The sequence below is a fragment of the Dyadobacter luticola genome (assembly GCF_005860805.1).
Classification (GTDB): domain Bacteria; phylum Bacteroidota; class Bacteroidia; order Cytophagales; family Spirosomataceae; genus Dyadobacter; species Dyadobacter luticola.
This window is the reverse complement of sequence record NZ_VCEJ01000004.1, coordinates 1,748,026-1,772,904: the sequence shown is the minus strand read 5'-3', so window position 1 is coordinate 1,772,904 and position 24,879 is coordinate 1,748,026. Positions and strand designations below refer to the sequence as shown.

The window sequence follows — 24,879 nt, the reverse complement described above, 5'->3', positions numbered from 1 at the left end:
CAGGCCAAGGTAGAAATCAAGAGTTTGTAATGGAATATTTCCAGTATTATGGATTTTATCCGATTTATATTATCTTTGAAAATCTTTAAAGTGTTGTGATTGTTTACTCTTCATATCAGACTTAAAATCCAGGTTATGTGCTATCACGTGTCGAATGAAAGTGATGTTGAGACTTTGAAAGCAGAATTCAAACTTCCTGTTGACAAGCTCGAACAATTCAAAAAGAGATATGACTTCAATGGCTTTGAAAAGCCATTTTTGCCTGTGATGACTACGCCCAGGTCACTTGACTTATACAGGTGGCGGCTAGTGCCACCAAATGTTACCGACGAAAAGGCTTTCCGGTTCAACACCCTGAATGCAACGAATTACGACCTATTTAACCGGGACAAAATGTGGTGGAAGTATGCCAAGCATAATCGCTGCCTGGTTCTTTGCACAGGATTTTTTGAGCCTCACTATCCAGATTTGAACAATAAGAAGAGTTATGAATCTTGGTATATCAAGCCATTGGAAAAGAAGTTTTTCGCAATGGGGGCAATATATTCAACCTGGAAGGGGATGAACACTTTTGCCATTGTCACGCAGGATGCGAGCCCGATGATTGGCGCGATACATAATGATGGTAAGCGACAACCATTGATACTGAAAGGTGACGCAGCGCTATCCTGGATGATTCCAAGCCTAGACGAAAAGGAGATTATGGATTTGACCTATTTCCAGTATCCTGATGACAAGCTTTCGGCTTATCGGGTTATTGATGGAGTTTACAGTAACCAGATAGATACTAACTTGCCACAAGTATTAGACCCTTATGGGCAGCCGCTGAGGAGAGCGGCTTGATAGATAGTATCAATAAGCACAAATGCAAACAATGAAAGCGAATCCCGCTGTATTTTTGAGCGGGACCCGTGGCCCTGTTGATTGCATTGAGAGGCTTTGATGGAAGTAGGTCTGGCCGCAAGATTTGTGTCCCACGGGCCAATTCCTTATAAGCTATTTGATCTTTGATTAGTTGATTAATATTAATTTATTTTTTTTGAAATACGTCGTTGTAAGCTTCTTTATTATTTTTTTTGCTCCCAAGATCCTGGACCCCGCCTATCCGGCTGGCATAAATCCGGTTATGATCATGGACGAGGTGCCCATAATCGCCGTACTATTGCGACGCACTAGATTGAATTCGAAAGCGTCATACTTCCTCGCCCATATGCTTTTGGCCGTTAAATAGCACATTACCAGCATCGGCTGCTTATGGTATCTCAAAAAGGTATCGAAGACAGTAAGCGAAGCTATGGAAATGTTTGATTTTTTAATCCTCGGAAACCGCTACCATTTTACCCTTAGTTCAATGATAGCCGCTGCTGAATCATTTTGTTTTCCTTTATCTGAGATATCATTTAATTACAGGAAACGTTCTGATCATGGCTAAATACAGTTTCCAAGAAGTTGATGAATTCGATATAGACAGATACATCCCGATGATGGGATGGATTGGTAAGAAGTCACACAGAATATATGCAGGTGAAGGATTTAAGGAATTTTTCCTGTCGGACTTATCCACCAGCAGATTATTTAGGATTAGTAGTTTAGAGTTTGCGAATTTAAAAGTTCGGGTACTTATGAGGATATGGTACGGGCTTATTTAGATAGCTTGAAACCGCGAGATATATAACTGACGCCATATTTATTGGTACGTTAGACCATTCAGTCGCACCTTGGGCAAGTTGACAACACTAGTCCTGGTAAGTTAGCATCTCTTAATATTTCAGATTTGGAAAGGCGTAGGCTGTATGCTGGAATTTCTAAAATACTGGTTCGAGAGCGCCCAGCTAAGACTTCCGTGTCTCATAAACTCCGCGTTAATCACGATATATAGGCTTATGAGGCGAAATTTTGAGACAGTTGTGCTCTTTCATGTCAAGAATTCAAACATTCACTTTTAATTGTAGAGAAGGGGATGTTTACTGATACGAAGGTTCACCAAAACTATTTCTTAGTATCAAGCTAATTTTCTAACTTTAAGCAAAATCAATTTAATATTGTACTATTGAGCGAAACATCTCCAGGCATTGACACTTTACTCAATTCTAAATAGTCATTCTATCCATGGAAATTCGTTTAGCAAAATTTGAAGATATTGAAAACATTCTGGCTCTTAACGAGAAATTCAATAACTATTACCACTCAAACCGCTTTGAGCGAGGATTTCTAACTAACAGGCTTGCAGCAAGCGAAGTTGAATTTATGATCAACGAGTCATGTGCAGTTGTGACAATAGGTAGCGGGAGGACATTATGTGGTTACTATATAACTAGCTCACGATACCCCGTGGAAAAAGTAATTTCAAGGCAAAACATTATTAAAGAATTAATTCGTCAAGGCAACATCCCGGATGGTAGGTACTCATATTTCACTCAGGCGGCAGTCGACGAGGATTTTATGAATAAGGGCTATGCAAAGCAAATGTTAGCGTTATTGAGGAAAACTGCCAGTATTAATTCAGATTATTTGGTTGGATGGGTATCCTTTAAAAATATTACTGCAAAAATGGCTCATGAAAAATCAGGTTGGGACACCTTTTACGAAGACGGAAGTGGATATCTCCTATCAATTCCAACATGTTATGAATAAGTTTTGCCACCGCCATGGGAGGAAGAAGCCATCAAAATTTAAAGTATTCTTTGGATGTTTAATGACGATATTGAACATCTGCTTTATTTGATAGGGTAGCCAAAAGAACGTTGATCAAGTCGTATTTGCCTCCTAATTGGCCAGTTAAATACAATTACTACGGATTCATATCAGTCCCTTTTGACGCGGAACCTTCCTAAATGCAATCACAAGCAAAGACTGATTCATTTTTGAAAGCACGTCCGTGATTACTAGCAACACATTGGTAAATTCTTTTCTGCCAAACGCTCACGCTGATTTTATTGAAACTTTTACCCTAATGTCAAATTCAAATTTTCAAGCACACCGCATTGGATCAAACTATCCAGAGGTACGTCATCGAGATTATCATAGTCAGTGCAGCAACAAGCCCTCCCATAAATCTATTCTTTGTTTCATTACAAGCACTGTGACTGTGTACAGAAATTATAAGCACCCACAGGTAGTGCCACATTCATGAGACATTACGTCGACCATAACAACTGTGATAGGGATTCCACATTGAAAAGCGTAAAATTAAAGCGTCATTTTTTAGCTGAAGTATTTCGGATCGCGTTTACTTTTCTTTGGAAACTGTTTTGGGGGGATGCCGGATTCAGGACAATAGTGAGCAGCATGCCCGTTATCAGAATTGACAATGCAATTTGTGAAGTATTGAAAAATTTGTGCTCGACGATCATCTCCAATATCATGACGAATAGCCCCGCAATAATAAAAGGAATTCGGGCTCGCTCGATGTTATACCATTTGTAAAGAGCTATGCCGAGAGAGTAAACACATATCTGACTTACCGCGCTCAAAAGAAAAATCCAATAGGTCTTACTGCTAATTGCAAAGCTTCCGTTCGTGAGGGTGATGATCAGCGCTCCTAGCAAAAGATTACTGAGACTGAAAACATTGCTAATGACATAAATGTTCTCTCTTTTTGAAGAATTCTTTACAAGCATATAACCGACCGATGTGAATGCAACCCCGCCAAATGCATACAAAAAACCAATAGGCTCCTCATCGATAAACTTAGCATCAAAAACAAGAAATATAATGATCGCGACAGCCCAGAAAGATAGCCAAAATTGGAGATCGCTTTTTTTTGCTCCGCTGATAATCGAGAAAAATATCAAGATCGGAACATCCGTTCTACTGACCAGCACAACTGTCGATGCGCTTAAATACGAAAAAGAAATGATAACTAGGTAAGAAGCTATCCCATTCAGACACAAGCGAATAATTTGCGGCTTCACAGATTCTGGCCAAAGTGACCTTCCTGTAAAAATTGGTATGAAAATTCCCAAGATTAATGCACTGCTGCCTCTGTAAAACAAAATTTGCTCCGTTTTGATCCCAGCATCCGTCAATAGTTCGACACAATAATTATAGAATGTCAGTGATAGTACAAGCAACAAACTGACAGTCCATTTGTTACCAAGTCCAAAACTTTTCAGCGAAGTGAACTGAGTCAGGGGATCTCTATTCAAGGACATGTTCAAGGATAACTATGCCAAAAAAAGAAATTAGATTTTTGCAGAGAAATGCGCGTGAGGTATTATTTCTACTTTGTCTTTCGAAGCAGCAGCGGGATATAACCGTCCAACCTGAACCAAATGTTGATCATGGCAGATGTTGTAAGATTTTTCACCGAGTGGGCCCATCCGTAAGGCAGGTATAACAATTCCCCAGCTTCCAAAGTAAGTTCAAAGGCGGCAGCGTGCTTGAACAATGGAAATGTTTCATGGTCGGGATAGTCTATATTAAGTCGGCTTGTCGAAAATTCGGAGAGCGGGTTGGCGGAGGTACCATATGAATTTCTTTCCAAGTATAGGTATTCGCAGTCCCGAATGGAAAAAATTATCCACTTCTTCGAGCCCAGCAGGTGATAACAAAAATTGTCGCAACTGTCCATGTGCAGAGGCGTTGAAGTGCCAGCAGCTCCGATCCATATCTTAGGATCTTCTAATTGGTTTTTTAGGTCCGGGAATGGAAATGTCAGATGGAGGGAGTTGAAATTTTCAAATCCAAGACTGTTATTTGCTGCATATGGAATTACTTCTTGTCTGTCCATACCAAGCATCTCAATATAGTCGATCATGTCGATCTGGCTATAAGTCCTTTTATGTGCATATTCCTGAATAGTCGAATGGCTCCGGACGGTTAGATTTTTTCCTTCAAAACTGGTCCGGAGAAAGCGAAATAATGTGTCCCGATCAACTATATCAAAAAAATTCCGGACAACGAAAGGTATACCCTTTGTGACCAAGTTGTACTTGTGCGACAGGAAATATTCCGCTGATATATATTCGATCCGTTTAATATCGGGCGTTAGCTCGACGCAGGACTGAAACTTGGTTGGAGGCATGTTAGATTTGTTTTGAAAAAAGCCACTTGATCATTTTGCCAGGAATATTGACCCCAGTTGTTTCCTGTGTGGGTATGAAATTAAATGGAAAGTTGACTTCCAGCAGATATGACTGCCCGTCCCTGCTATCAGTGATAATATCGACACCTCCAAGGCTAAGATTGACTTGATTTACAGATCTGACCGCAATACTTTCCAATATCTCATCAGTGTCCAGTTTATTAACTGCAATATCAAAACTGCTGCTCCGAAAGTCATTTTTCACAATTGGTCGACTGACGGCAGCTATTACTTCGTTACCGAGAACCACCAGGCGTTCGCATGAAGTAGATGGAATGAACTCCCTCAATGCAAAACGAGTTTGAATTGCGGTTAGATAATCCGCCAAACTGTAAAGGCTAGAAAAGGAATCCACTTTTATCACACCTATCCCGCCGGTCCCTCCATAGCATTTAATAATAATCGGAAAACCCTTTAGGTAGTCAACGTAATTGCTGAGAATAGTCCTGTCATTGGTCCCAATCCATACAGTTTTAGGTGTGGGGATATCTGATTTATCGTGCAAAATGCTCCAATAATTTGATATTTCAATAACCCCTGCTTCCGGGAATGAATTGTAAAACGTCCGGAGTTTTCTTTGAATAAAGACCCTTTCCAATAGCATTCCATCTCTAGAACAATTATATATACCGTCGCCTTTCTCTGGTTCGGGCAGCCTAGAAAAATCGATAGAATGCTGATCAAGTGCTATGAAGTGAATTTCTTCTTCCGTACAAGCCTTGCGAAGTGCCTGAACTCGAGCCGCAATGTTACGGCTGTCACCGGACGAATTGTAAATGCAATAAAAAGATCGCATTGTGGTTGTACTTTAAGTTTTTCATACTAAATCGAAATGAGATTGGCGGTATTTATCCAAAAGGATCTTGCTGCAAGTCCTCAATTTTACAAAGATTGTTGACAACAATAAGTCTTTCCCCAATTTCGAAAGCGTTTTTTTTTGCTGGTCCAATATTGCCGACAATTTCATATCCGAAATGCGTCGCAAGCCTTAACGCTGCGGAGTTTTCTAGGGCGATATATCCAATTAGAAATGTGATATCCGTATGTTGTTTCAAATAATCTAGGGAGTTCCGATACAGGTAAAAAGCTGCGCGGCTGCCACGGTAAGATCTTCTCACATAAATGCTTGTTTCAGCGTAAAAGTCAAATTTAGCAGGATGATTGGTAGCCGGTAAATGTGATTGGTAAGCAATAAGTATTTCATTTTTTTCCGCAACCCAGAAATGAAAATCAGCTCTCGTTTTAAAGTTGGCGCTGAACTTTTTACTATATCGTTCGCGTCCATTTAACTCCGGGAAATGATCAGCCAGTCCTTCGTACCAAATTTCCAATATTTGAGGAAGGTCGGCATCTTTTGCCATTCTAATTTTCATCGTACAAAAAAGGTGTTGAGATTCAGATGCAAAAATCTTTCTAAGCAAACACTCTCACTACTAATAACAGCCGGTCGCCAGCTTTTTCATCTAGGTCGATTTCTTCAAAAAAGTTGTGATTCCGACCGGAGGTGAATGTTGCCAATCGGGTGGCTTCACTAGCCGAGTAGTTTGTGCCATCTGCTGCTCTTTCGGCGAGGAATGGAAAGCTTGTTGACATTTTAAAGTTCTTATACGCAGCAATTGCATTAACCAGTGCGAGCTCCTCCATCTCAAAGTATCGCCCGTCGGGGGAAATGCTGTCGTAGATATTTTTCATCGCTTGGTAAACACCGATCGAAGCGGTGGTGGCCCAGCAAGTTATGTCTTGGTTGGTCTGGCGCGCGCGTTTTTTAAGATCCTCATAATGCGCTCGATAAAGCATTTTGCCAATCCCTAAACCTTTTTTGCCTTCTGCGACGCCACTTAGTCCAAGGTAAATGATCTTTTGACCGGCGATCTGATTTTCCCCCACCATATAAAACCCGCACAACTGTCCATCGTCGTCGTGACACAGGTAGATCTCGTTGTTATTTTGATAGGCTCGCGCGAGAAGCGAAGCAGGATCTGTATATGAATCTTCAAGGATACATTCAATTTGCGAATGCAGTGATGTATCTGTTTGGAATCCAGGCAATCTGGATATCACAAAGAAATTGCCTTCGCTGGCGATAGAATTTAAGTGCATTTCAATTGAGGTCGCTTGTGGAGATTGGGACTTAGATACATAGTCTATAAATATACTATTTATAATCTTCTATTCGAAAACAATACAAGAAGCTATCACCCAACCACAGTAATATTTAACACTCAGCCACCGGATAAAGATAAATTTATTTCATGCAAGAATTCAACGTAACCGATGTCAAAAAGGAAGAACAAGCTCGAAAGTTGACTAGCCAGAGATTTGATTGGAAGCCGACACAAGTGGTTAATCAAAGTGTACGTTAAACTCTATTTTGGTGATAAGGCTTTCTCTAAGTACTTACTCCTTAAAGGATATACAAAGGTAGATGGATACGTGTTTGACGACTACTGAGCTTTCATTGCGATATGACCGGTTGCATCGCACTAAATAAATCTTTTTATGCTTTAAGTGAAAAAGTGAACCCAAGATGTGAACCATGGAATACGGCTTGTTCATAAATTTGGAACAGCTTGACGAGCAGCAGATTGATTTACTCGTCCAATCCCTCGGAAAAAATGTAGACGGTTATACTAAGTGCAATCGACAATGACAGTCAGCCTCAATTTTTATTCTAGGCTCTCGACATAATGATCTATATGGCAAAAGTAAGTCCCGCTAGATTACAAAATTGGATGGTCTTGTTTACGAGTTGATGGCGGGGCAATATCTTAGTTTTTAATAGAAAGAAGAGAGGCAAAATAATTGTCTACTTGTTCTTTGAAACCATTTATTTCATAAACATCCCGGAAATTAATATTTTTGTTCGCATTTTCATACGCCCTTTTAACTCGTCCCCACGCGTTAGAAGCCAGATCAAGTTTTATCTGCCGTTTAATAATATCGTCACTGTCAGGAACAATTTCAAGTGAACGGCGATAAAAATATCTTGCAATCGTGTCGTCATACCTGTAATGCCAATAGGTAGGATAAAACTTATCCTGATTTATAAACCAATTAACCATATCCGAGATCGAATCCATGTCAGCATCAGATCCTAACTCAACGGTAAAATAGATTTTCAGATTAGTAAGATACAGCCACGCATAGGTATCTTCTACGTCGCTTTCATTCAATGTCGTATACGCCATCCCAATTTCACTTAAAACGTCGGCAACCAAGCATTCTACCTCTAGCGCCTCTTCATGAGTCATTTCCTTAATTACCTTTGTAAACAATCGAGTGTTGTAAAGCGAGACAAGTTGAAATTTAAGATATGAAATTGCCATATGGCAATGAACCGCGTTAAAAGAATCTGTGCTGGCAAAATTAATAGTGTTTCTCAGACGGTCTATGATCAAATTTGTCCTTCTAATACGTGTTTCTCTACTGTTGAAGCCTTTTTCGAAACTTTCATCATCACGCACGAACAGGGCACCAAAGATCATCAATATTGATGAGGGATATTCACAATCGAGATGAAAAATACTGAATCCAAAATGATAACTACCTGATAGCCACAAGATTGATAGAATTTCGTAGAGTTCATAGTTACATGACGGGTTCTGTTGCTGTTTTTGAAAATTCTTGGCAATTTCCGATATATAATTTTGCTCTTTTAATTGTTCTATTCTACCAAAGCTCAGTAATTTATCGGAAAGTTGTTGCTCATAAGTTGACGGAAAGAAAAACCTTGTCAAGCTTACTATATGAAAAAGGTCAGATGTGGATTTTCTGACATTTTCAAATTTTGATAAGACATCGTAAAGCTTTGGCAACCTATGCAACATAACAAATAAAAATCCATATTTGTTTGAATACTTTGACAAAGCCAGGTCGGTCTTCTCTCGTACGTTATTGAAAATTTCTGAAATAAATGTTTCGTATTGTATAGTTTTGCTTATATCTGGTTCAAATAAAACGTGGTTCGGTAACACATAGTTTCTAGCAAGATGGTCAAGGATCTTTCTCCGATCTGTATCAATAAAGCAAGGGATTATTACGTTTACAATAAATTCTAGATTGAAATATTGTTCAAGCTGCTTATTGATTTTATTAAGGTCAAACTCTTGTCCGTCGGCTAACTTGCCAATTGAAGTTTCATTAATACGAAAATAGTTCTCGAGTTCATAAAGTTTGTCTGAATGTTTGGGTAAAATGCTTGTGTAGGCACTCAAACTGTTAGTTGCGCTTATTTCGATCTTATTCGCTTCATACAAGCTTATACAGAAAAAGAATTTAGATTCGCGGAGAAGACATATATCACTTTTATCGTCAGCTCCTGAATGTATTGTTAGCGTAAAAAAACGCCTCAGGTTGGGCTTCTCCCGAAGTAACTTAGTAAAGCGACCATCTTTGTCGAATAATACCGGAATGATTAGCTCGTTGCTTTCAGGTTTTCTATCTCCAAACCTAAAATGCCTGTTGGCTTTATACACTTTACGGGCAAAAAGCTCCAGTGCCAAAGCGTCAGCCTTGTTATTTATTGTTTTGTCTGGTCGCCGCTCTTCAAAATAACTAAAAGCTTCCGCGGCGAGATCAAGAAACTGATCGGTTATTGTAGAGTCATCTTCTGTATCATTCTGGTCGACTTCTAAGACTATATATTTTTTAACTTTGATAAAATCATAAAATCTTGATTCCCAGTGGTTCGGAAAGAGAGATGTTAATATCTTTAATGCTGTCTGGTTACTATCCCTAAGTTTTTGGACATCATGAGACAAGTCATGTTCTTTGGGAATAATATCGCCCAGGAACTCCTTTAACTTTTTGCGAAAAACATGTCCGTACTCTACATAGTTTCGTTCCATGCTGTTTAAAAATTCCTCCTGATGTGGAAGTAGCATATAAACCTGTCCCAAAAGACCAATCGTTGCAAGAGACTGTACAAGTACCCCCTCTTTCTTTAAAAAATCCGTTTTATGAATTTGTTTTGATGATTTGTCGTAAAAGTCGTAAATGCCTTGTACACAGGATATTGTGTCGGCAGCATCGAAATATACTCTGAGATTGGATTGGTGCTTTCTAAGGAGATATGCATCAATAAAATTTGAATAAAAGCTATTTGTTTCCATCATTAAAATCCCTTTGTGCGGATGTTATCTATTGGTTTTTCAATTTTGCTACGCAGGTCTATGATTCGAGCCTCAATAGGCTTTTTGTTCAAACTGTCTTTTTCTTTTTTTATCATGTCTCTTATACTCTCCTTGGTTTCGGTTTCCGCGGTACTTTGAGTCCAGTTGTTAGCATATTTTTCGATATAATAGTACAGGTCTGGCGCGTATGCTTTAATGTCGTCAACAAAATAGATGTAATCAGTATCAAGATTAACGGTTGTGTTTTGAAGGTCGGCGAGTATCGCCATAAAAATATTTCTTATGCGCTCTGATGTTTCTTGCACAAATATTAGGGCTTGTTCCCTTTTATCTGATGGGTGGCTACTCCATTTTTGAAAATATATCATCAGTAAAATTCCGGGTGCCAAGTATTCACCGTGCATTGCAGGGCTGTTAATCCATTTCTGGACAATGTTCCAAATCTTTTCATGCTCGAGAATTGTCATTGCTTCAGAATGAACGAGGCCGTTACGACGCCTGTTTGACTTCGCGACATTAAGTATCACAAATGCAGTAGAGATTGTGAGTTCCGCGAGTGAGATCTTTGAACTACTGTCAACTTGCTCCAGTTTAACCTCATTTAGATGTATAAATAAATAAAGTAATCTTTTAGCTACCTTCGCACTTTTGGGGAGAAAGTCATCGACCCATTTGATTAGGTGTGAAAGCTTAGAATAGTTCTGAGGGCTTTGGTTCTCAAAATCACAGTCAACCCACAACTTTTCAATTCCATTCGCTACATACTGCTCATGCAAATTGTATCGTTTACACAATCCTAGTTGGTTTTTTATAAATTTTCCTGAGCTCCCCAATTTCCGCACATCTAGTCCATATTCCCCATCTAGAATATCTATTAACAGATAGTACCAGTCTGACTCATTGAAGGAATCAAGATTATGTGGCATTTGGTAGTGAGCATTATCCATTTGAAGCTTAGAGTGATTATGCAGTGAATGTTTCCAACAAGTTCTCAATAAGACTATCAGTTAGTCTCGCGAATGGACTAATGGAGTCTATGCTGGATAGGTCTATTCTTACAGGGATGAATTCAATTTCGACTGATGGAACATTTGTCATAACAAATTCTCGTATTTTTGGCACCGGCCTTTCATTCAAATCGTAAGCTATTCCGTACTTTGGCGATTGCGTTTCATTTTGAGGAAAAAAGATTGGCTGATTATACGCATCTATCACTGATGGAATAGATAATTTGCTTTGCAAATTGCTAACGTTTGGTAATTTAAGAAATATAAGCCAGTCTGACAGCCAATCACTAGAAATACCGACACTGAACGCGAATTCCAGTATCCATCTGTTATGAATATTCAAATCTTCTCCCTCGAAAAAACGAGGCATCATCTCCGCACCGTGATCAAAATCATCAGTCCACCAAGAGAAACCACGATAACTGAAGTATTTGTACACCAGATTCGAAAGATTCATCCATTGATGATTCGCCTTATAATAATTAGTGAGAATCTTGAAAATCTCATTTAAACTCTGTGTTCTCGGGTTAATATTAAATGCTGAAGGAGACTCCACGTAAGTTGTAAAGTAATCGAAATGCTTGGTTACAAATGACTCTAACGTTTCAACTCTGTAAAGTGCAGAGTTGGTAGGGTGTTGGGCTTCTCTCCATTTTCCGCCTGACTGATAGGAAGATGAACACACTTCCAGTTGCGGTCGAACGACACGCATATCGTCATATGGAACAAGGTTTGCCTTCTTTACCACACCGTTAAGAGCAAGTATGTCGTCTTTACACGAAGGTTGCCTGCCAATACCTTCTGATGTTCGTTTTTCAAATAGCCTTATTTTTAATTCGTCAGATATATTTTTCCAAGCCATATAAGGTTACAATTTTTGGAGGTCGACAGCCTAGTTTATGGAGAAATAATAAAAATGAATATGAACTAATATCGAATTCGAGGTATTTTACCAAGAATGACAAGATTGAATGCTAATATGATGAAAGGTTCATCATATTAGCACCTTTAAGCGATTGTTCTCAAGTATGTTATGATATGTGCATAAGCAGAGGTAATCTGGTTGCTGAATCTTCTAACATCAAATCGTTTCAACCTAGGATTATTCTGCATTTTGATCGATAAAATATTATAGCAAAGTAAATATCCTTATTAGTGTTCAAGCGCTATGTATCACCTAACAATTAAGTGTTTTGACATATGGGCTATTGATTGACAGGAATATTTGTTTTTCGTAGAATAACACAGATATTCAGATGTAAACCCGCCAAGCGAATTTGATGCCTGCCGTGAATAGCCTAGTGGCTAAATCATTAGAGCGCAAAGACTCTAGTCTTGAAATATTTAAATAAAAATTGGGCATAACTCGAAGATCAGAATAAATACCTGTACGAATCTTAGGCCCGATAGCGATGTTCGGACCCCACGTAAATTTACTTGCAGATATTTGGGTTTTCGTCCGTAAAAAATGAAGCCCTAAGTCAGTACTGAGACCTCTTTTGGCCGAGAACTGTGAATAACTATAGCCGAACTCAACTCCCCTGAAGTGAAAATCGTAGTTCACTGGCGATACAGAGTTAGTATATAATCTTCCTGTATTCCAATCAATCCCACCACCGCTACGATACTGTTGATTGCTAGTCATCAAACCGAGGTAAGCTGACCCATTTGAAGTAAAGGTGTAACCAAACCTAAGAGAACCGGACCAACTGAAACCAACTTTATCATTCTTGTACCTAGCCTCGTATGCTGTTCTATCCGGTTGAGGACTTACAACCTGAATGTTTCGATATGAGAAGGACACACCGATCCCCGCCTCCAAATAAAACCGTAATGTCTTTTCCTGACGGTAAATATCACGAAGACTTGCTTTTGATTGTCTGTAGGAATAAGTTTTCTTGTATGTAGCAACCGCCGGTGCTTTTAACTCTGCAGCTGTTCTTATTTCTTGCATAACTTGCTTGTTGCCAATTTTAATGTTGTTTTGCATTATATCCTGGCTCGAAATTTGTGATTTGACCATGTATAATTCTATGTTAGTGAGTTTCTGATATAGGTTTGGATCGAAATTGAGAATTCCCTTCCAAGATAAATTGGCATCCCTTGTTTCCGGTATATAGGCAAATATATCAAGGCCATTCTTGCTATAAGTGAATATCACCCTTTCTACGGCCTTCAATTCTACTCCAATTAGGGGATGAATTTTTAAATATGCATAATTATCGTTGTTGTCGTATGCCACCCTTATTTCCTTTACTGAAAAAAGCTTTCGTTTCGACACTACCATACAACTTGGGCACTTGTCTGATGGGTGCATGATTCCATTTTGCCTATTCTGTGCGTACAACTTTACAGTACAGTAGTGCATGTTTAATAACAAGCAAATAAGGAAATATTTCATAGCTCAAATTTTCTAAGTCTCAAATTATAGGAATAGCCAAACTGCATCTGGCTAAAAAAAGTATTTTGATCACTCTGCTGAACAAAGAACCTAGCTCGAAGAAAGAATCGCCCGTGCTTTGTGCTGGTAGGACTAGCGATTAAATTAAATTCAATCATATGTGATCGCCTTGCATCATATTCTGTTGACCGACTCGTCAAATCTGATTTCGCGTAACTTGCGATTGCCTTAAAATTATTGTTGCTAAATATTCTTGTAGTGTTGTATTGATATGACATACTTAATCTAATTCTCTTTTCCGAAAAAACTTCTAAAATGAACTTGGGATAAATGGTGGAAGAATGTGCAGTGAGGGAACTATCTCGCTCTGATTGTAATACGGTATTGCCCGTCACTGTTCGCCTATTAAAAATAAGTGGGGTTTGACCATAACAAATGCCAACGTCAAGGTAACTTGTTAGCTTTCCATCCGGCCAATCAAATAGAAATAAGTTGGCTTCTGTTCCCAATGATAGGCTTTGATACAGCCGAAAGTCGAGATTTGTTGCATAGTATGGAGATATTAGTTGACCGTTGTTTGCCGTATTTTCGTTTCTTAAATATAGATATTTATTGTTATTCTCAATTTTGTTCAATGAACCGAATACGTTTAGATATGTAATTGATCCCCAGTCAGTTCGATCGGTCTTAATTTGTCTTCTTGATGTCAGAATATTAAATTTTCTGGCAAGTTCTATCTGTACAAGCCCGTTGGGCTTATTATCTTTAAGTCCGATAATATCTGTGTAAACTCTTGCGTCAAATAGATTTGTAAACTGATCCTGATTTAATCGAATGAAGCCCTTTTTTGGATCATAGTGATTAATGGTTGTATCTGCGGGACTAAAATCCCTTGTAAAGCCCTTTAGGAGATTATCGTAATTAGCTATGACATCACTAAGGTAGATAAAGTCATCGGAAAACCTAGAGACGAGCTTTGTGTTGGCAAATTTTTTGAAATTTTTAATTGACGAGAATCCAATAGCAAATATATTCTCAAAAATGTCGTACTGATCACCATATTTTGTAGGGATATTTACTTGAATTCTTTCAATGAATCCACGCTCAATCTGTACGGACAATTTATTTATTTGAAAAATAGATGCTGAATCTAGCTTTTTTGTTTGCGATCGAATCGAATCGTTTATAACCTTAAGCCTTTTCCGAATAGCCGCTAATCTCAAATTAAGGTCTTTTTTTTCATTTCCCAATGCGGCTATATCAGCTTCAATAATAGGTGCTTCTACCTTTGCGATGCGCTTGTCCACTGATGTTATTGCTTCAAGAGCTCTGGATCGCTGCGTATTTGACAATACCAGCTGGTATTGCAACTGCCTTCGCTCATTTTCTGTTGAGGATATTTTTTCTTTTCCATCCTTCATGGCGTTCTTGACAACAAGGGACAGCTCCGATAATATAACCCTTAATTTATCAATTGTCTTAAAAAGCTTTGCTCCGATTGTTACAGTATCTAATCTAATAGGATTCTTTTCAATTTCGATTGAATTGGGCATATTTTGAGTGATCAAATTAGAGATAGAGTCTAATGTTGCCTTTGTTTGGCTTGTAACAATTGAATCAGAAGGTAAGCGTTTAATTACTGAAAAAAGTAGTTGTTGGTACGTTTCTAAACTATCAAATTGATTGGTCTGTTTCAAAATTGTTTTACTTCTTTGTTTGATAGTTTCAACTATCTTGCTACTATCAGAAATGGATTTATTGGCGTTCTCAGTTAAACTTGCTTTTTCCAACTCTATCTTCTTTTTCTCGAGTTCAATATTTTCTAAATTCCCTTCTAAGCTGCTTATTTCCTTAATTTTATCAGATAGATTTTTCTCCAACGTAAAGATGGCAGCGTTAAGACTATCAACTTGAAGATTGAGCGTAGTCAATGGCTGAGTCAGTTGTTGTATTTGTTCTTGCCTATCCTTATGAGTGGGTATTTCCTTTTCATTAAAAACTTTAATATAGTTATTTAAAATAAAGTCCCCTGCAATCGTTCTTTCACTTACTGGCAGGCGGATCGTATCCAAAATATATGCAAGTTCATAAATAGAATTACTTGAAACTGCCCTGACAATGGTGTCCCCTTCAATCTGTAATTTTTCATTTAACTCTTTGCGCATCGCTTCTAAATCGATTGGAGACTTAAGTAAAATTGGCGACTTACTTGTAAAACGACTACTTCCCTTAGGCTTATATTTTATTGTATAATTTGCCTCCGTAGAATCCGATGGAATATTTATATATGAGATGTCTAGCTGGACAGGTTCTGCCCTGAGAGGGAAATACTTTAGTGAAAAATCTTTTGAAGCAGTGATCTGTATGGTTTTCTGCTGAGCCATACAGCAGATGGGGGTAAAGACGCATAGAAGAATTAGAGCAACCGATTTTTTTTGCATATCTTTTTGGGCAGGTGAGTCCGATATAGTTGACACTATCTGAGTTTGATTTCCGCCTTCTCAATTAATGTGTTGGCTGAATCACTTTCAATTGATATTAGTTTGTCAGTGATTGTTCCAAATAGAGTAGTTGGTAGCGATTTGCCATTTTGAGGTGAATAGCTCGCATGCACGCGGTTTCCTTTCGAGACTGTTCCTTCAACTTCTATTCGGACTGGATCAGACGAAGAATCTGTGAAGACGTTGCCACGGCAGAAGAAGGTTCCGTCCGCTCGCATGTAAACTTTACCTGTGCCCGTGAGGGTTATGGTGTCCACATTCGATTTTCTTGTGATCTTTATCAGTGAATATGGGTATTTATTCGCAATTGAATATTGAGAGGCCGAGTCAGATTCGAATGACGTGATGTAGATTGAGGAGCTTTTAGTTAGATCAATAAATTTTGTTAGCTTCTCTGTAACTTCATTTTCATTAGCGAGTGGTTTGGACGGATTAACAGATATGAAGATGTCGCTGCCACAATCTTCACTACTAGAACTTTCTTTTGAACAGCTCTCTAAAAAGAATTCTAGCCTTTTCAAAACTGAGCCAGAAAGATTTTTGATTCTAAGATGGGTACTGTCCGGGCGATCCGGAACGGGCCGAAAAATGGTTACTTCTAAAATCTTTCGTCCGTATAGTCTGGCTTCTAGTTTTTGCAAATCAAACGTCTTCGGTGGAGGCAATTCCGTCCTGTCGGCGTCACAGCAAAGTGTAGTAATACTTAGCAGGCTATAAAATATTTTTTTCATTTATTGATGGTAGTTGATATCCGATTTATGGAATTTTCTTTTCGATGCGGTATATATTTAATTGATGAATTTCAATCCGTCGGCTCATTTTGTGAAGCTACAATATCGTTAGATTAAAAAACTTGTGATGAAAATAAATTTATTTAACGGTTTAACTAATGTGTAAAGTGGTCTGTACTAATCCCTATCTGCGATCAGTTGTTTGGTGTAGCTTATCCATCTTATTTGCCTTAATTGCTGTAGGAGATCATACTGTTTGATCAGGTATTTGTTTATTATAATTCTTAATATAATGCTCAACCATCTCGCCAACCTGTTGAAAAGTAAGATAGCTCGTGTGGCAGGTTAAGAAATGTCAATATCGGTCCTCAATACTTGTCGAGTGTAATCGTCTACTATATCCAGGATATTTCTAATGGCTACCGTCTCTCAATTCTTCAGACGGCGCACCTGCCGCACAAAGTCGAGCGACCCAACTTGATTAGTCGCCGTGGGCTTGATTAATGATTGTCGAGTCCGTTCTGGCAGCCAATTTTCCTATGTCTAGGCATAAACAGTCCTATTTGCCGATAAATCTGCAAATTCGCTTATGATTGTAACAATATCCTTGTCGGCGTAGCCAGTAACGGATCTTACGTGCGGCGGCGCCAGAAACCCCCAACTAGAATGTCGTTGTGCGATAGCTTGAACGGACTGTTTAACTTCAATATCAAGCAGGCTTCTTGGTTGATAAGCAAGCGTCCGTCGGCTTAATCCAGCTAATCAGCAAGCTAGGCGATTGCCGAAGGCTTTTGTTTTAACAGTTCAATGCGCCGACTGAGGACGTTAAACAAGCCCTATCACCGCCAGGAGGCCTTTTTTTTTGTCTATTTCAACTCTTCATGGTCGGCACCTAACTTCGCGCGCATCGGCAGCCACGGCCGACACTTAAACCGACCGTTTTTTTCTTCAAGGCCCTTCATCCATTCAACTCAGAAACCTCCCCGCCTTCATATCGCTGCCACCAGTTATAAAAAGTGTTCGCTGGTTTCATGCTCACAGGTAATCTGGACAAGTGTCTGCTGTTTTGCAGTTGCTTTTGGAATTGCCACAATCTGTTTCTGGCTGAATCGGTTCTTCTTCATATTCCTTTCGGTTAATGAAAATATAATCGGAAAGCTGCATACATTCAACGACTACATTAGGGGAAGCTTAAAAAATACTAGTCAGGAATAGTGGCTTCCAATGGAACATTTTGCTAGCGCTCAGTCTTTGATTCCTTTTCGCAGAAATGCGTTATTTAAAAAGCCCGATGTACTGACTTTAATTGTAGTGTTTGCATAAGAGATTGTGTCGAATGCATCCAGCATTACCAAAAATAAAAAAGTATCCATCTCTTACTAAATTAGAACGAGAATCCTGGTAAAGCTTATTTTAACTGACCTAGATTATAAGTGAAAGAGAAAAAGGGTTTGACTTTGTAGCCAGTAACAACCGGAACTTCAAAACCTCCGGCAACCGTATCCCCAGTCTTGTAACCGCCGGACAATACTTTGGATTGAATGTAAGATACCCCGGAGTGGAATAGAACGCGACGGCCTGCAACCCCGAATGCAACACCTCCGCCGACAAAACCGGCAAGCGAGCCGCCCGCGATAGGGTATCCTATGCCGGTTGATACGAGTGGTGTCACATTAGAATAGTTACTCCATGAAATATCAAACATTGTAACTAAATAAGGTGAGCCAATCCCTGCTTTCGCTCGTTCAATCGTTCCCATTGTGACGGAATTTGTTCCGTCAGATTTTACAATATATTTGTCCTCAGTACGAAATGGAAAACCTAGTCCTCCGCTAATGTTGATATGTAGTATGCCCTTGACCTTTACAATATACGTTGTATCTGTTTCTGATTTTCCCGATATAACTTTACCATCTTCTAAGTGTATTAATCTAAAACTTTGTTTGATTGTTACTTGATCCCCGGTAGCAGTAGCTTCAAGAATGCGCGAAAATTGTGCATTTAGAATTTCCTCTTTTGCTTCCCAAAATCGGGTAAATTGCAAAGGCCAGTCAGTTGATTTTAAGATATCGTTCATTTTTTGTAAATCGGAGTTCGTTTTTTCAAGACTGAAAAGTGTTGTCTGGGAAGTAACGGTAAGATCCACCAGCATTTGCCTGCCTTTGGGACTGAGCTTATCTCCATCCTCTTCCAGCAATTTTGTTGCAAGCACCTTAATTGTTGAGATTTGATCCCTCAATTTTTGGTACAGTTCGTTTAACCCACCCGGACCTTCTACTTCTGTTTTGAGGGCATTTATTCTGTTTACAGCGTATTCATTAATAAAAGAAGTTAGAGTAGTGCTTGGCGGGCTGGAAAATGGACGGAAAAAATCTTCAAAGGTTTGTTTAGTTAAAGTGACTAGGCTAATAGAATCGAGTACTATCAATTTTTTCTCTTCTAGAAGTTTCGTTCTATCAAATAGATTTGTTTGCAAAATGCGATACCGTTCCTTGTACGTAGTTCGTTTTAATTCATACTCGTCACTTAAATCGACTAAACTGCGCTGAAGAGATCGAATAGTGTTAAGCCTGGACGTAATGTTAGCAGATAGCTGGTCAATTTCGTTGCCCTTTTCTTCACGCTGTTTTTTTGTTAAGTTGCTATTTAGCTTTAGTTTTTCTTTTGCCGGGGCAGTATCAATGCCTTGTGGAATTGAAAGATTTGGTAGTCCTTTTATGTTTAAAGGTCCGCCAAGACTGTCACCAAATGATTTGTTATTGGTGATTTCAACACTTGTTTGATTAAACGAGTGGCGGAATGGATTTGCTTTCGTAATAAGAGTAACTTTTCCGTCCTTTCGTACATAGAGATAGGGGTAATTCGCTAATATCCCTTTTCTATTGGAACGCATATACGTAGATCCACCTGGCAATGTTCGCGTAATTACTAATTTGCTTCCATCAAGCTTTTGTGGATAGATTGGATTGCCAGAGGCAATAACTAGAATCGTGATCAGGATACAGTAAATTTTCATATTCGGGTAGATTGTTAAAATGTGACTTAATCAGCCTTTCTGTGAAATTTGACCATTTCGGAGCTTAAAGTTGGTCTATGAATGAATTTAGCGCTACTATATCCAGTCCTTGCTTCAGTTTGGCCGTATTTAAAGCGTCAAAAATTGCATAAGCCTCATCGCAATACGCATCAACAAATGCCCAGGTCATTTGCTGTCTGCGTCCCCATGTAATGCATACTGGCCCATATACAGTGTAACCAGAAACGTAAACGTAGTGGCCACCCCAGGAATTGGGCTCCCCGGAAGCATCTGAAACTACGTCCCAGGGTTTGCCGACATTGATCTGAGTTTCCGCTGAAGTAGGTAAACTTAACCCTAGTCCAACTCCTAAATCCATGAATATTGCCCGCCTCATTTCTTCAGAACTTGTTGGGTCGACCTCCGCGTAGGCTCTGATGCGAAAAGTTTTGCCAGCAATTTTCCAACCGTTGCGACGCCAGGCATTCAGCGAATCGAGTACAACAAGGCCATTATCTTCACCTCCTGTTTCGAGAAAATATTGATCCAGTACATCCTGATCGGTAATTAGTAGTAAGCGGCTCTGTTCTATCAACTCAAATCTTAGAGTTTGATGCGCCCGACCGGCAATTACGCAATCCCCAAACGTATCGTTGGCAAACATTGGGGTTGGTATGCCTAAGTGTTCCGCATCGAAGTCATATTCATTAGGTATCGGTAAATCAAATGGTGCTCTTAGCAGGGTTCTTAGCCTAAGATTTCGGGTGTCTCGTCGTGGCGCGGCTTTGCCTAGCTTAAAAAAACTGTTTGCCTGTATTCCTTTTGCCTTTTTCATTTTAATGGGTGATTATCATATTTTGTGGGAATGTTATTTTTTCTGATTGGGTACTTCGCCAAAGACTTTAAAGTACTTTATTTACAATGAGTAACCCGACCATCCTATTTGGTATGATGCAGGATTTCAACAAAATTGGGGATAATTTTCACCCACTTATATCCCCTGTCTGGAGTAATTTGTATACCTTATTCAGGGTATTCATGACAAAAAAGAAGTAGCATTGAATCGAAAACATGTGAAATTTGGTCGTGTGAAGAAAGAAACGTATATTAATATGCGAGATTTTAATTCTCAATCCTTTAAACAGTCAGTTGAAAGCCACCAAAACAGAGGTATAAATGGAAAATTGAAGGGTCAATTTGCTAGGCTGACGCATTTTCCAGATTTTTAAAACTTTGCGATTTATATATTGACTTTCTCTTATCTCAATGCGGCTCTGCCTTTTGCTCCTTCTAAATCTTTCAATTTGGCGCACCACGTTAAGCCAACCGATACCACCAGATAGTATCCAGAGGACACTCAACTCACTTAAGTCAATTGGCGAGAGCCAAAATGATGACACTCTTCGGATTCGAACCTTAATGGCTTGGGCAGAGACCATTCAGGATGACAATTCCGCTCTTCGGATTTTTGGACAGATTTTGTCCCTGTCAGAAGCTGCCGAATGGGAGAGAGGACAAATGGTTGCTAACTGCCGCATAGGGTACTATTATGGTCGTAAGGGGCAGTATTATCGAGCTTGTGAATATCTATATGCGGGACTATATCTCGCGGAAAAATTAAACGATCGGCCCTTTTTAGCATATTCCCTTAGGTTCCTTGGGGACTATCATCTCAATTTACACGAATACAAAAAAGCGTTGTTGTATTATCGGAAGGCTTCTCCCATATTCCTTAAAATAGGTGATATGTCGCGCTACATAGTTTCTCAGAACAATATTGGACTTGTTTACTATGAACAAAAACAATACGACAAGGCAATTGAGCAGTTTATATTTTGTCTTAAGGAAAATAGAAAATTGCAGGATAAAAATATCGATAGTTATTGTTTTGTTAATCTGGCTGCCAGTTATCGTCAAAAACGAATGTATGTGGAGTCTCTGAATTCCATTGAGGGATTTAGAAAATTGCATGCGACAAATATCAATAATCAGGCGTTTGCAAATGCACAAACAGCTCGAACTTATTTAGAGATGAACAAACCAAAACTTGCCTTACGCTTTGCAAAAGAAGCCTATTCAAAGCGGGATAGTGTTCTTGGTAATACGCAGAAGGAGGTCAGCGAAATACTGTATCTCATTTATAAGAGGCTTGGGCTGGAACGTCAGGCCCTCTATTACTACGAGGAACTAACAGCGATTCAGTCCAGAAATGATTTAGATATGAAGAAAAAGCAAATAGATGCTCTACGCTTTACATACGAGAATGAGAAGCAACGTATGAACATCATTACACTCAATAAGAATATTGAACAGAAAAACAGGAGCATAGAACAACGAAAGTTTGAAAGGAACATTCTGGTGGTTAGCCTGTTGTTTTTTGTTTGTCTTGGGGGCACAATTGTTTACAACAATAGACTTCTGAAACGTAAGAACATTGAAATCGAAGAGCAGAAGAAGCAGCTCGGTTTAATTAAAGAGCAACTTTCTATATCAAACCTGCAGTTGACAGATATCAACAATACTCTGGAAGAACGCGTTCGTCTCAGGACGGAGGAATTAACAGTGGCCAATGAGGAGCTTATTCGCAAAAACCGGGAGATTCAGTTAGCGTTTTACAATGGACAATCGCTCGAAAGAAAGCGGGTTGCTTCTGAACTTCACGATGGTTTAGGTAGTACCCTGACGGGTTTAAAATGGCAGCTGGAAGCCTTGGATTTGGAGAATTTCAGCATTCAGGAGCGGCTTATATATGAACGTGTACTATTTAAAATGGAAGACGCTTATTCGGAAGTTCGGTTGATATCTCATAATCTCCTACCCGCGGAGCTGGAAACGCATGGACTTTCAACGGCGCTTCGGAAGCTAGTCAATGATTTAAATAGGAATAATCGAATGCTGTTTCGTTATTTTTCTAACTATACGGATGGATTCTTTGATAAAAAGGGAGAAATGGAACTTTACAGTATATGCCTTGAACTGGTCAATAACATTATGAAGCATTCTCAGGCGACCGAGGCTGGTATAAGGCTGGATCAAAGCACGAAGGAAATGATATTAACAGTTTCGGACAACGGAATTGGGTTTCCGGAAAAATTTGTGAATGAAAGTAATGGAATGGGACTTAGAAATATAAGGAATCGTACTCGAAGCCTTGCGGGCCGGCTTGAAGTAAAGCCGGCCCATCCTAACGGAACACTTATATACGTAAAAATCCAGCTTTATCCGACTGGGGAACCAAGTCAGACGGATTTGTAAAGACGCACGAAAAATAAACCTATTCCCGCTAGTCCATGTCTAAGGGTTGGACTGAAATAGGTATTTTCTTCCGGATTATCGGTGACAAAGCAGTTTCCCAACGGGCGGCCAGTCTTTAGATAATTATTGATTAAGTAATCTCCAACGGCCACCATATCAGCGGTCTCTATCCGGGTTTGTTCGTTCGCCAAATGCTTAAACTCCGGCGATAATAGTGAAAACCAGGACCTGTTGAGCTCATATTTACGCCAGGTACCTTCTTCTTCCCCGGTGCTTTCATCGGCATCTTCGACAGCGCACTTAATTGTTTTTTGAAATAGGTCAGTATGATAAAACCATCGGACCCGTTTTAAAAAATAGGCTATCTGTTTCTTTTCTAATGGTGTGCAAGCATAATACATGGCTCTTTTCGAGAACTTTTCTTGATCTACCCGGGATTTTTCCATAATCGGAGCGTCATTATCATTTGTAGAATCTTTTTGGCTAGCGGACCGGAAGGTTATCCAGTTGCATTTCCATTGGTTAGCAACATTAGGTTCTGCTTCCGGTGCAGCCCATAATGCTTCTTTACATATTTGTTGCGCAATCCGGAGAGCAGCGATCAAAAATCGCGTTCGCTTGGCTCCCGGCTCATCAAAGAAATCACCTTCATCAATGGGTCGAATAAAGATAGGCCTGTTTTTAACCGTCATAGTGGTTTGAGGAAAAATATCAAAAAGAAATTGATAATTATAATGCCTAGCTCCTCCCCGGAAAATCTGATCAGGTTCCATACCGCGATGGTTGCAGATATAATCCTTCACCATGTCAAATCTTTTTGCGTCGTTTTTTTCGCCTCTTGCAAAGATGAGCGCGTCGGTCAGCAGTTCACAGACAAACATGCCGAAGCTATCGGAATTGATCGGATCCTCCGCAAAACCTAACCCGTCACCCAGCTTTTTAACAAACATGGGCACTTCGGGAAGCAAGTCCCGGTTTGTACGAAAGATATCTCTCACTAAAAAAAAGACGGCGATCGGATTTCTACGTTCTACGTATAGTACAACAGGGTCGGTGCGGCCCTTCTCAGGTTGTTCAGCCAGGAATTTCAGTTTGAAAGGTATTCCATACAGATCAAATGTTTTTTGAATGTTTCGGATTAGTTTTGTGAGTGCGCATTTGTTAAGCCGTACGTTGAAATAAAATCTCAGATTACCCTGATTATCCCCGTCCATAGGATATCGCCCGTATATCCAGTTATACTTAACCGACGGTGAGCCATTGGAAAAAGCATGTGATGGCCTTTCAATAGAAAACATTGGATTTTCGTCTTCGGCAATCAGGGATTGCCTTACGAATTCCCCGGCGGTAACCCATTGGGCTTCGCTCCCCCGGCGCAATACGATTTGATTATAAGCTTTGCGATTTCCTGTATACGAAGGCAGATGCCAGAACCGGCTTTGATGCGTATCCTCCATAATTCCGGTTATTTGCCGATAGGTTAGCCCGGTTATTTCGCCATCGATCCGTGACCTCTGCTGGTTATTGGGAAATGGTTTTACAAATTTGTTAAAATAAAGGTATAGTTTTAACAATTGCCAGATGTCGTCGTAATTGGCTCCCCGCACCAGCAGGCTTTCGTATATCTCCAAAGTGATGTCCTTGAAATCAACACCTTTCCGCTCGCAAATTTCATCAAGTTCAGAAATCATGAATTGATCGGACAATTCCTTAAAATCATTAATAGTTACCATGATCGATTACTTTGGTT

The 24,879-nt window shown here is 39.4% G+C and carries 17 protein-coding genes; 3 read left to right on the top strand and 14 right to left on the bottom strand.

The window, feature by feature from the left end; genetic code table 11:
- The first annotated feature begins 135 nt into the window (after nt 1–135).
- Together FEN17_RS18040 and FEN17_RS18035 are read left to right on the top strand one after the other, a co-directional pair.
- Nucleotides 136–843: an SOS response-associated peptidase gene (locus FEN17_RS18040; protein WP_138366707.1), complete on the top strand. Its 708-nt coding sequence runs from the start codon at nt 136–138 to the stop codon at nt 841–843.
- 1,266 nt (nt 844–2,109) lie between these two features.
- On the top strand, nt 2,110–2,634 hold the full coding sequence (locus FEN17_RS18035) for a hypothetical protein (RefSeq protein ID WP_138366706.1): 525 nt from the start codon (nt 2,110–2,112) through the stop codon (nt 2,632–2,634).
- 563 nt (nt 2,635–3,197) lie between these two features.
- Here FEN17_RS18035 and FEN17_RS18030 read toward each other — a convergent pair.
- The 13 genes from FEN17_RS18030 to FEN17_RS17970 form a co-directional block, all read right to left on the bottom strand.
- Nucleotides 3,198–4,148 carry a DMT family transporter gene (locus FEN17_RS18030; RefSeq protein ID WP_205748167.1) on the bottom strand — a complete coding sequence of 317 codons (951 nt, stop codon included), beginning with the start codon at nt 4,146–4,148 and terminating at the stop codon, nt 3,198–3,200.
- Nucleotides 4,149–4,222: 74 nt separating this feature from the next.
- On the bottom strand, nt 4,223–4,759 hold the full coding sequence (locus FEN17_RS18025) for a cupin-like domain-containing protein (RefSeq protein ID WP_171037945.1): 537 nt from the start codon (nt 4,757–4,759) through the stop codon (nt 4,223–4,225).
- 268 nt (nt 4,760–5,027) lie between these two features.
- Nucleotides 5,028–5,882 carry an ATP-grasp domain-containing protein gene (locus FEN17_RS18020; RefSeq protein WP_138366703.1) on the bottom strand — a complete coding sequence of 285 codons (855 nt, stop codon included), beginning with the start codon at nt 5,880–5,882 and terminating at the stop codon, nt 5,028–5,030.
- Nucleotides 5,883–5,934: 52 nt separating this feature from the next.
- Nucleotides 5,935–6,459 carry a GNAT family N-acetyltransferase gene (locus FEN17_RS18015; protein WP_138366702.1) on the bottom strand — a complete coding sequence of 175 codons (525 nt, stop codon included), beginning with the start codon at nt 6,457–6,459 and terminating at the stop codon, nt 5,935–5,937.
- A gap of 40 nt (nt 6,460–6,499) precedes the next feature.
- Nucleotides 6,500–7,186: a GNAT family N-acetyltransferase gene (locus FEN17_RS18010; RefSeq protein ID WP_138366701.1), complete on the bottom strand. Its 687-nt coding sequence runs from the start codon at nt 7,184–7,186 to the stop codon at nt 6,500–6,502.
- Between the two features lie 668 nt (nt 7,187–7,854).
- Nucleotides 7,855–10,200, bottom strand: coding sequence for a hypothetical protein (locus tag FEN17_RS18005; RefSeq protein ID WP_138366700.1), 2,346 nt, complete (start codon nt 10,198–10,200; stop codon nt 7,855–7,857).
- The gene (locus tag FEN17_RS18000) at nt 10,200–11,165 is read right to left on the bottom strand and encodes a hypothetical protein (protein ID WP_138366699.1); all 966 of its coding nucleotides are present in this window, start codon (nt 11,163–11,165) and stop codon (nt 10,200–10,202) included. The genes FEN17_RS18005 and FEN17_RS18000 overlap by 1 nt, the downstream gene beginning before the upstream one ends.
- A gap of 16 nt (nt 11,166–11,181) precedes the next feature.
- Nucleotides 11,182–12,087, bottom strand: a complete 906-nt coding sequence (locus FEN17_RS17995) for a hypothetical protein (protein ID WP_138366698.1) — start codon at nt 12,085–12,087, stop codon at nt 11,182–11,184.
- A gap of 390 nt (nt 12,088–12,477) precedes the next feature.
- The gene (locus tag FEN17_RS17990) at nt 12,478–13,626 is read right to left on the bottom strand and encodes a hypothetical protein (protein ID WP_205748166.1); all 1,149 of its coding nucleotides are present in this window, start codon (nt 13,624–13,626) and stop codon (nt 12,478–12,480) included.
- On the bottom strand, nt 13,623–16,010 hold the full coding sequence (locus FEN17_RS17985; RefSeq protein WP_138366696.1) for a coiled-coil domain-containing protein: 2,388 nt from the start codon (nt 16,008–16,010) through the stop codon (nt 13,623–13,625). Before FEN17_RS17985 ends, FEN17_RS17990 begins: the two co-directional genes overlap by 4 nt.
- A 92-nt stretch (nt 16,011–16,102) precedes the next feature.
- Entirely contained in the window at nt 16,103–16,858 is a 756-nt protein-coding gene (locus tag FEN17_RS17980) for a hypothetical protein (protein WP_138366695.1), read from the bottom strand.
- A 1,408-nt stretch (nt 16,859–18,266) separates the two neighbouring features.
- Nucleotides 18,267–19,874, bottom strand: a complete 1,608-nt coding sequence (locus FEN17_RS17975; protein WP_138366694.1) for a coiled-coil domain-containing protein — start codon at nt 19,872–19,874, stop codon at nt 18,267–18,269.
- 64 nt (nt 19,875–19,938) lie between these two features.
- A complete protein-coding gene (locus FEN17_RS17970) occupies nt 19,939–20,709 on the bottom strand; it encodes a hypothetical protein (protein WP_138366693.1) in 771 nt (256 codons plus the stop codon).
- Nucleotides 20,710–21,293: 584 nt separating this feature from the next.
- Between FEN17_RS17970 and FEN17_RS17965 the strand changes: the two genes are divergently transcribed.
- Nucleotides 21,294–23,129, top strand: a complete 1,836-nt coding sequence (locus tag FEN17_RS17965; RefSeq protein WP_171037944.1) for a tetratricopeptide repeat-containing sensor histidine kinase — start codon at nt 21,294–21,296, stop codon at nt 23,127–23,129.
- Here FEN17_RS17965 and FEN17_RS17960 read toward each other — a convergent pair.
- Nucleotides 23,114–24,862, bottom strand: a complete 1,749-nt coding sequence (locus FEN17_RS17960; protein ID WP_138366691.1) for a T3SS effector HopA1 family protein — start codon at nt 24,860–24,862, stop codon at nt 23,114–23,116. The two genes, FEN17_RS17965 and FEN17_RS17960, sit on opposite strands and share 16 nt — an antisense overlap.
- Nucleotides 24,863–24,879 lie beyond the last annotated feature (17 nt).

What these genes read in the sequence shown, in the direction of transcription:
- FEN17_RS18040 (WP_138366707.1), top strand. Translation starts at nt 136, where the DNA reads ATGTGCTATCACGTGTCGAATGAAAGTGATGTTGAGACTTTGAAAGCA.
- FEN17_RS18035 (WP_138366706.1), top strand. Translation starts at nt 2,110, where the DNA reads ATGGAAATTCGTTTAGCAAAATTTGAAGATATTGAAAACATTCTGGCT.
- FEN17_RS18025 (WP_171037945.1), bottom strand. Translation starts at nt 4,759, where the DNA reads ATGATCGACTATATTGAGATGCTTGGTATGGACAGACAAGAAGTAATT.
- FEN17_RS18020 (WP_138366703.1), bottom strand. Translation starts at nt 5,882, where the DNA reads ATGCGATCTTTTTATTGCATTTACAATTCGTCCGGTGACAGCCGTAAC.
- FEN17_RS18015 (WP_138366702.1), bottom strand. Translation starts at nt 6,459, where the DNA reads ATGAAAATTAGAATGGCAAAAGATGCCGACCTTCCTCAAATATTGGAA.
- FEN17_RS18010 (WP_138366701.1), bottom strand. Translation starts at nt 7,186, where the DNA reads ATGCACTTAAATTCTATCGCCAGCGAAGGCAATTTCTTTGTGATATCC.
- FEN17_RS18005 (WP_138366700.1), bottom strand. Translation starts at nt 10,200, where the DNA reads ATGATGGAAACAAATAGCTTTTATTCAAATTTTATTGATGCATATCTC.
- FEN17_RS18000 (WP_138366699.1), bottom strand. Translation starts at nt 11,165, where the DNA reads ATGGATAATGCTCACTACCAAATGCCACATAATCTTGATTCCTTCAAT.
- FEN17_RS17995 (WP_138366698.1), bottom strand. Translation starts at nt 12,087, where the DNA reads ATGGCTTGGAAAAATATATCTGACGAATTAAAAATAAGGCTATTTGAA.
- FEN17_RS17990 (WP_205748166.1), bottom strand. Translation starts at nt 13,626, where the DNA reads ATGAAATATTTCCTTATTTGCTTGTTATTAAACATGCACTACTGTACT.
- FEN17_RS17985 (WP_138366696.1), bottom strand. Translation starts at nt 16,010, where the DNA reads ATGGCTCAGCAGAAAACCATACAGATCACTGCTTCAAAAGATTTTTCA.
- FEN17_RS17980 (WP_138366695.1), bottom strand. Translation starts at nt 16,858, where the DNA reads ATGAAAAAAATATTTTATAGCCTGCTAAGTATTACTACACTTTGCTGT.
- FEN17_RS17975 (WP_138366694.1), bottom strand. Translation starts at nt 19,874, where the DNA reads ATGAAAATTTACTGTATCCTGATCACGATTCTAGTTATTGCCTCTGGC.
- FEN17_RS17970 (WP_138366693.1), bottom strand. Translation starts at nt 20,709, where the DNA reads ATGAAAAAGGCAAAAGGAATACAGGCAAACAGTTTTTTTAAGCTAGGC.
- FEN17_RS17965 (WP_171037944.1), top strand. Translation starts at nt 21,294, where the DNA reads ATGGCTTGGGCAGAGACCATTCAGGATGACAATTCCGCTCTTCGGATT.
- FEN17_RS17960 (WP_138366691.1), bottom strand. Translation starts at nt 24,862, where the DNA reads ATGGTAACTATTAATGATTTTAAGGAATTGTCCGATCAATTCATGATT.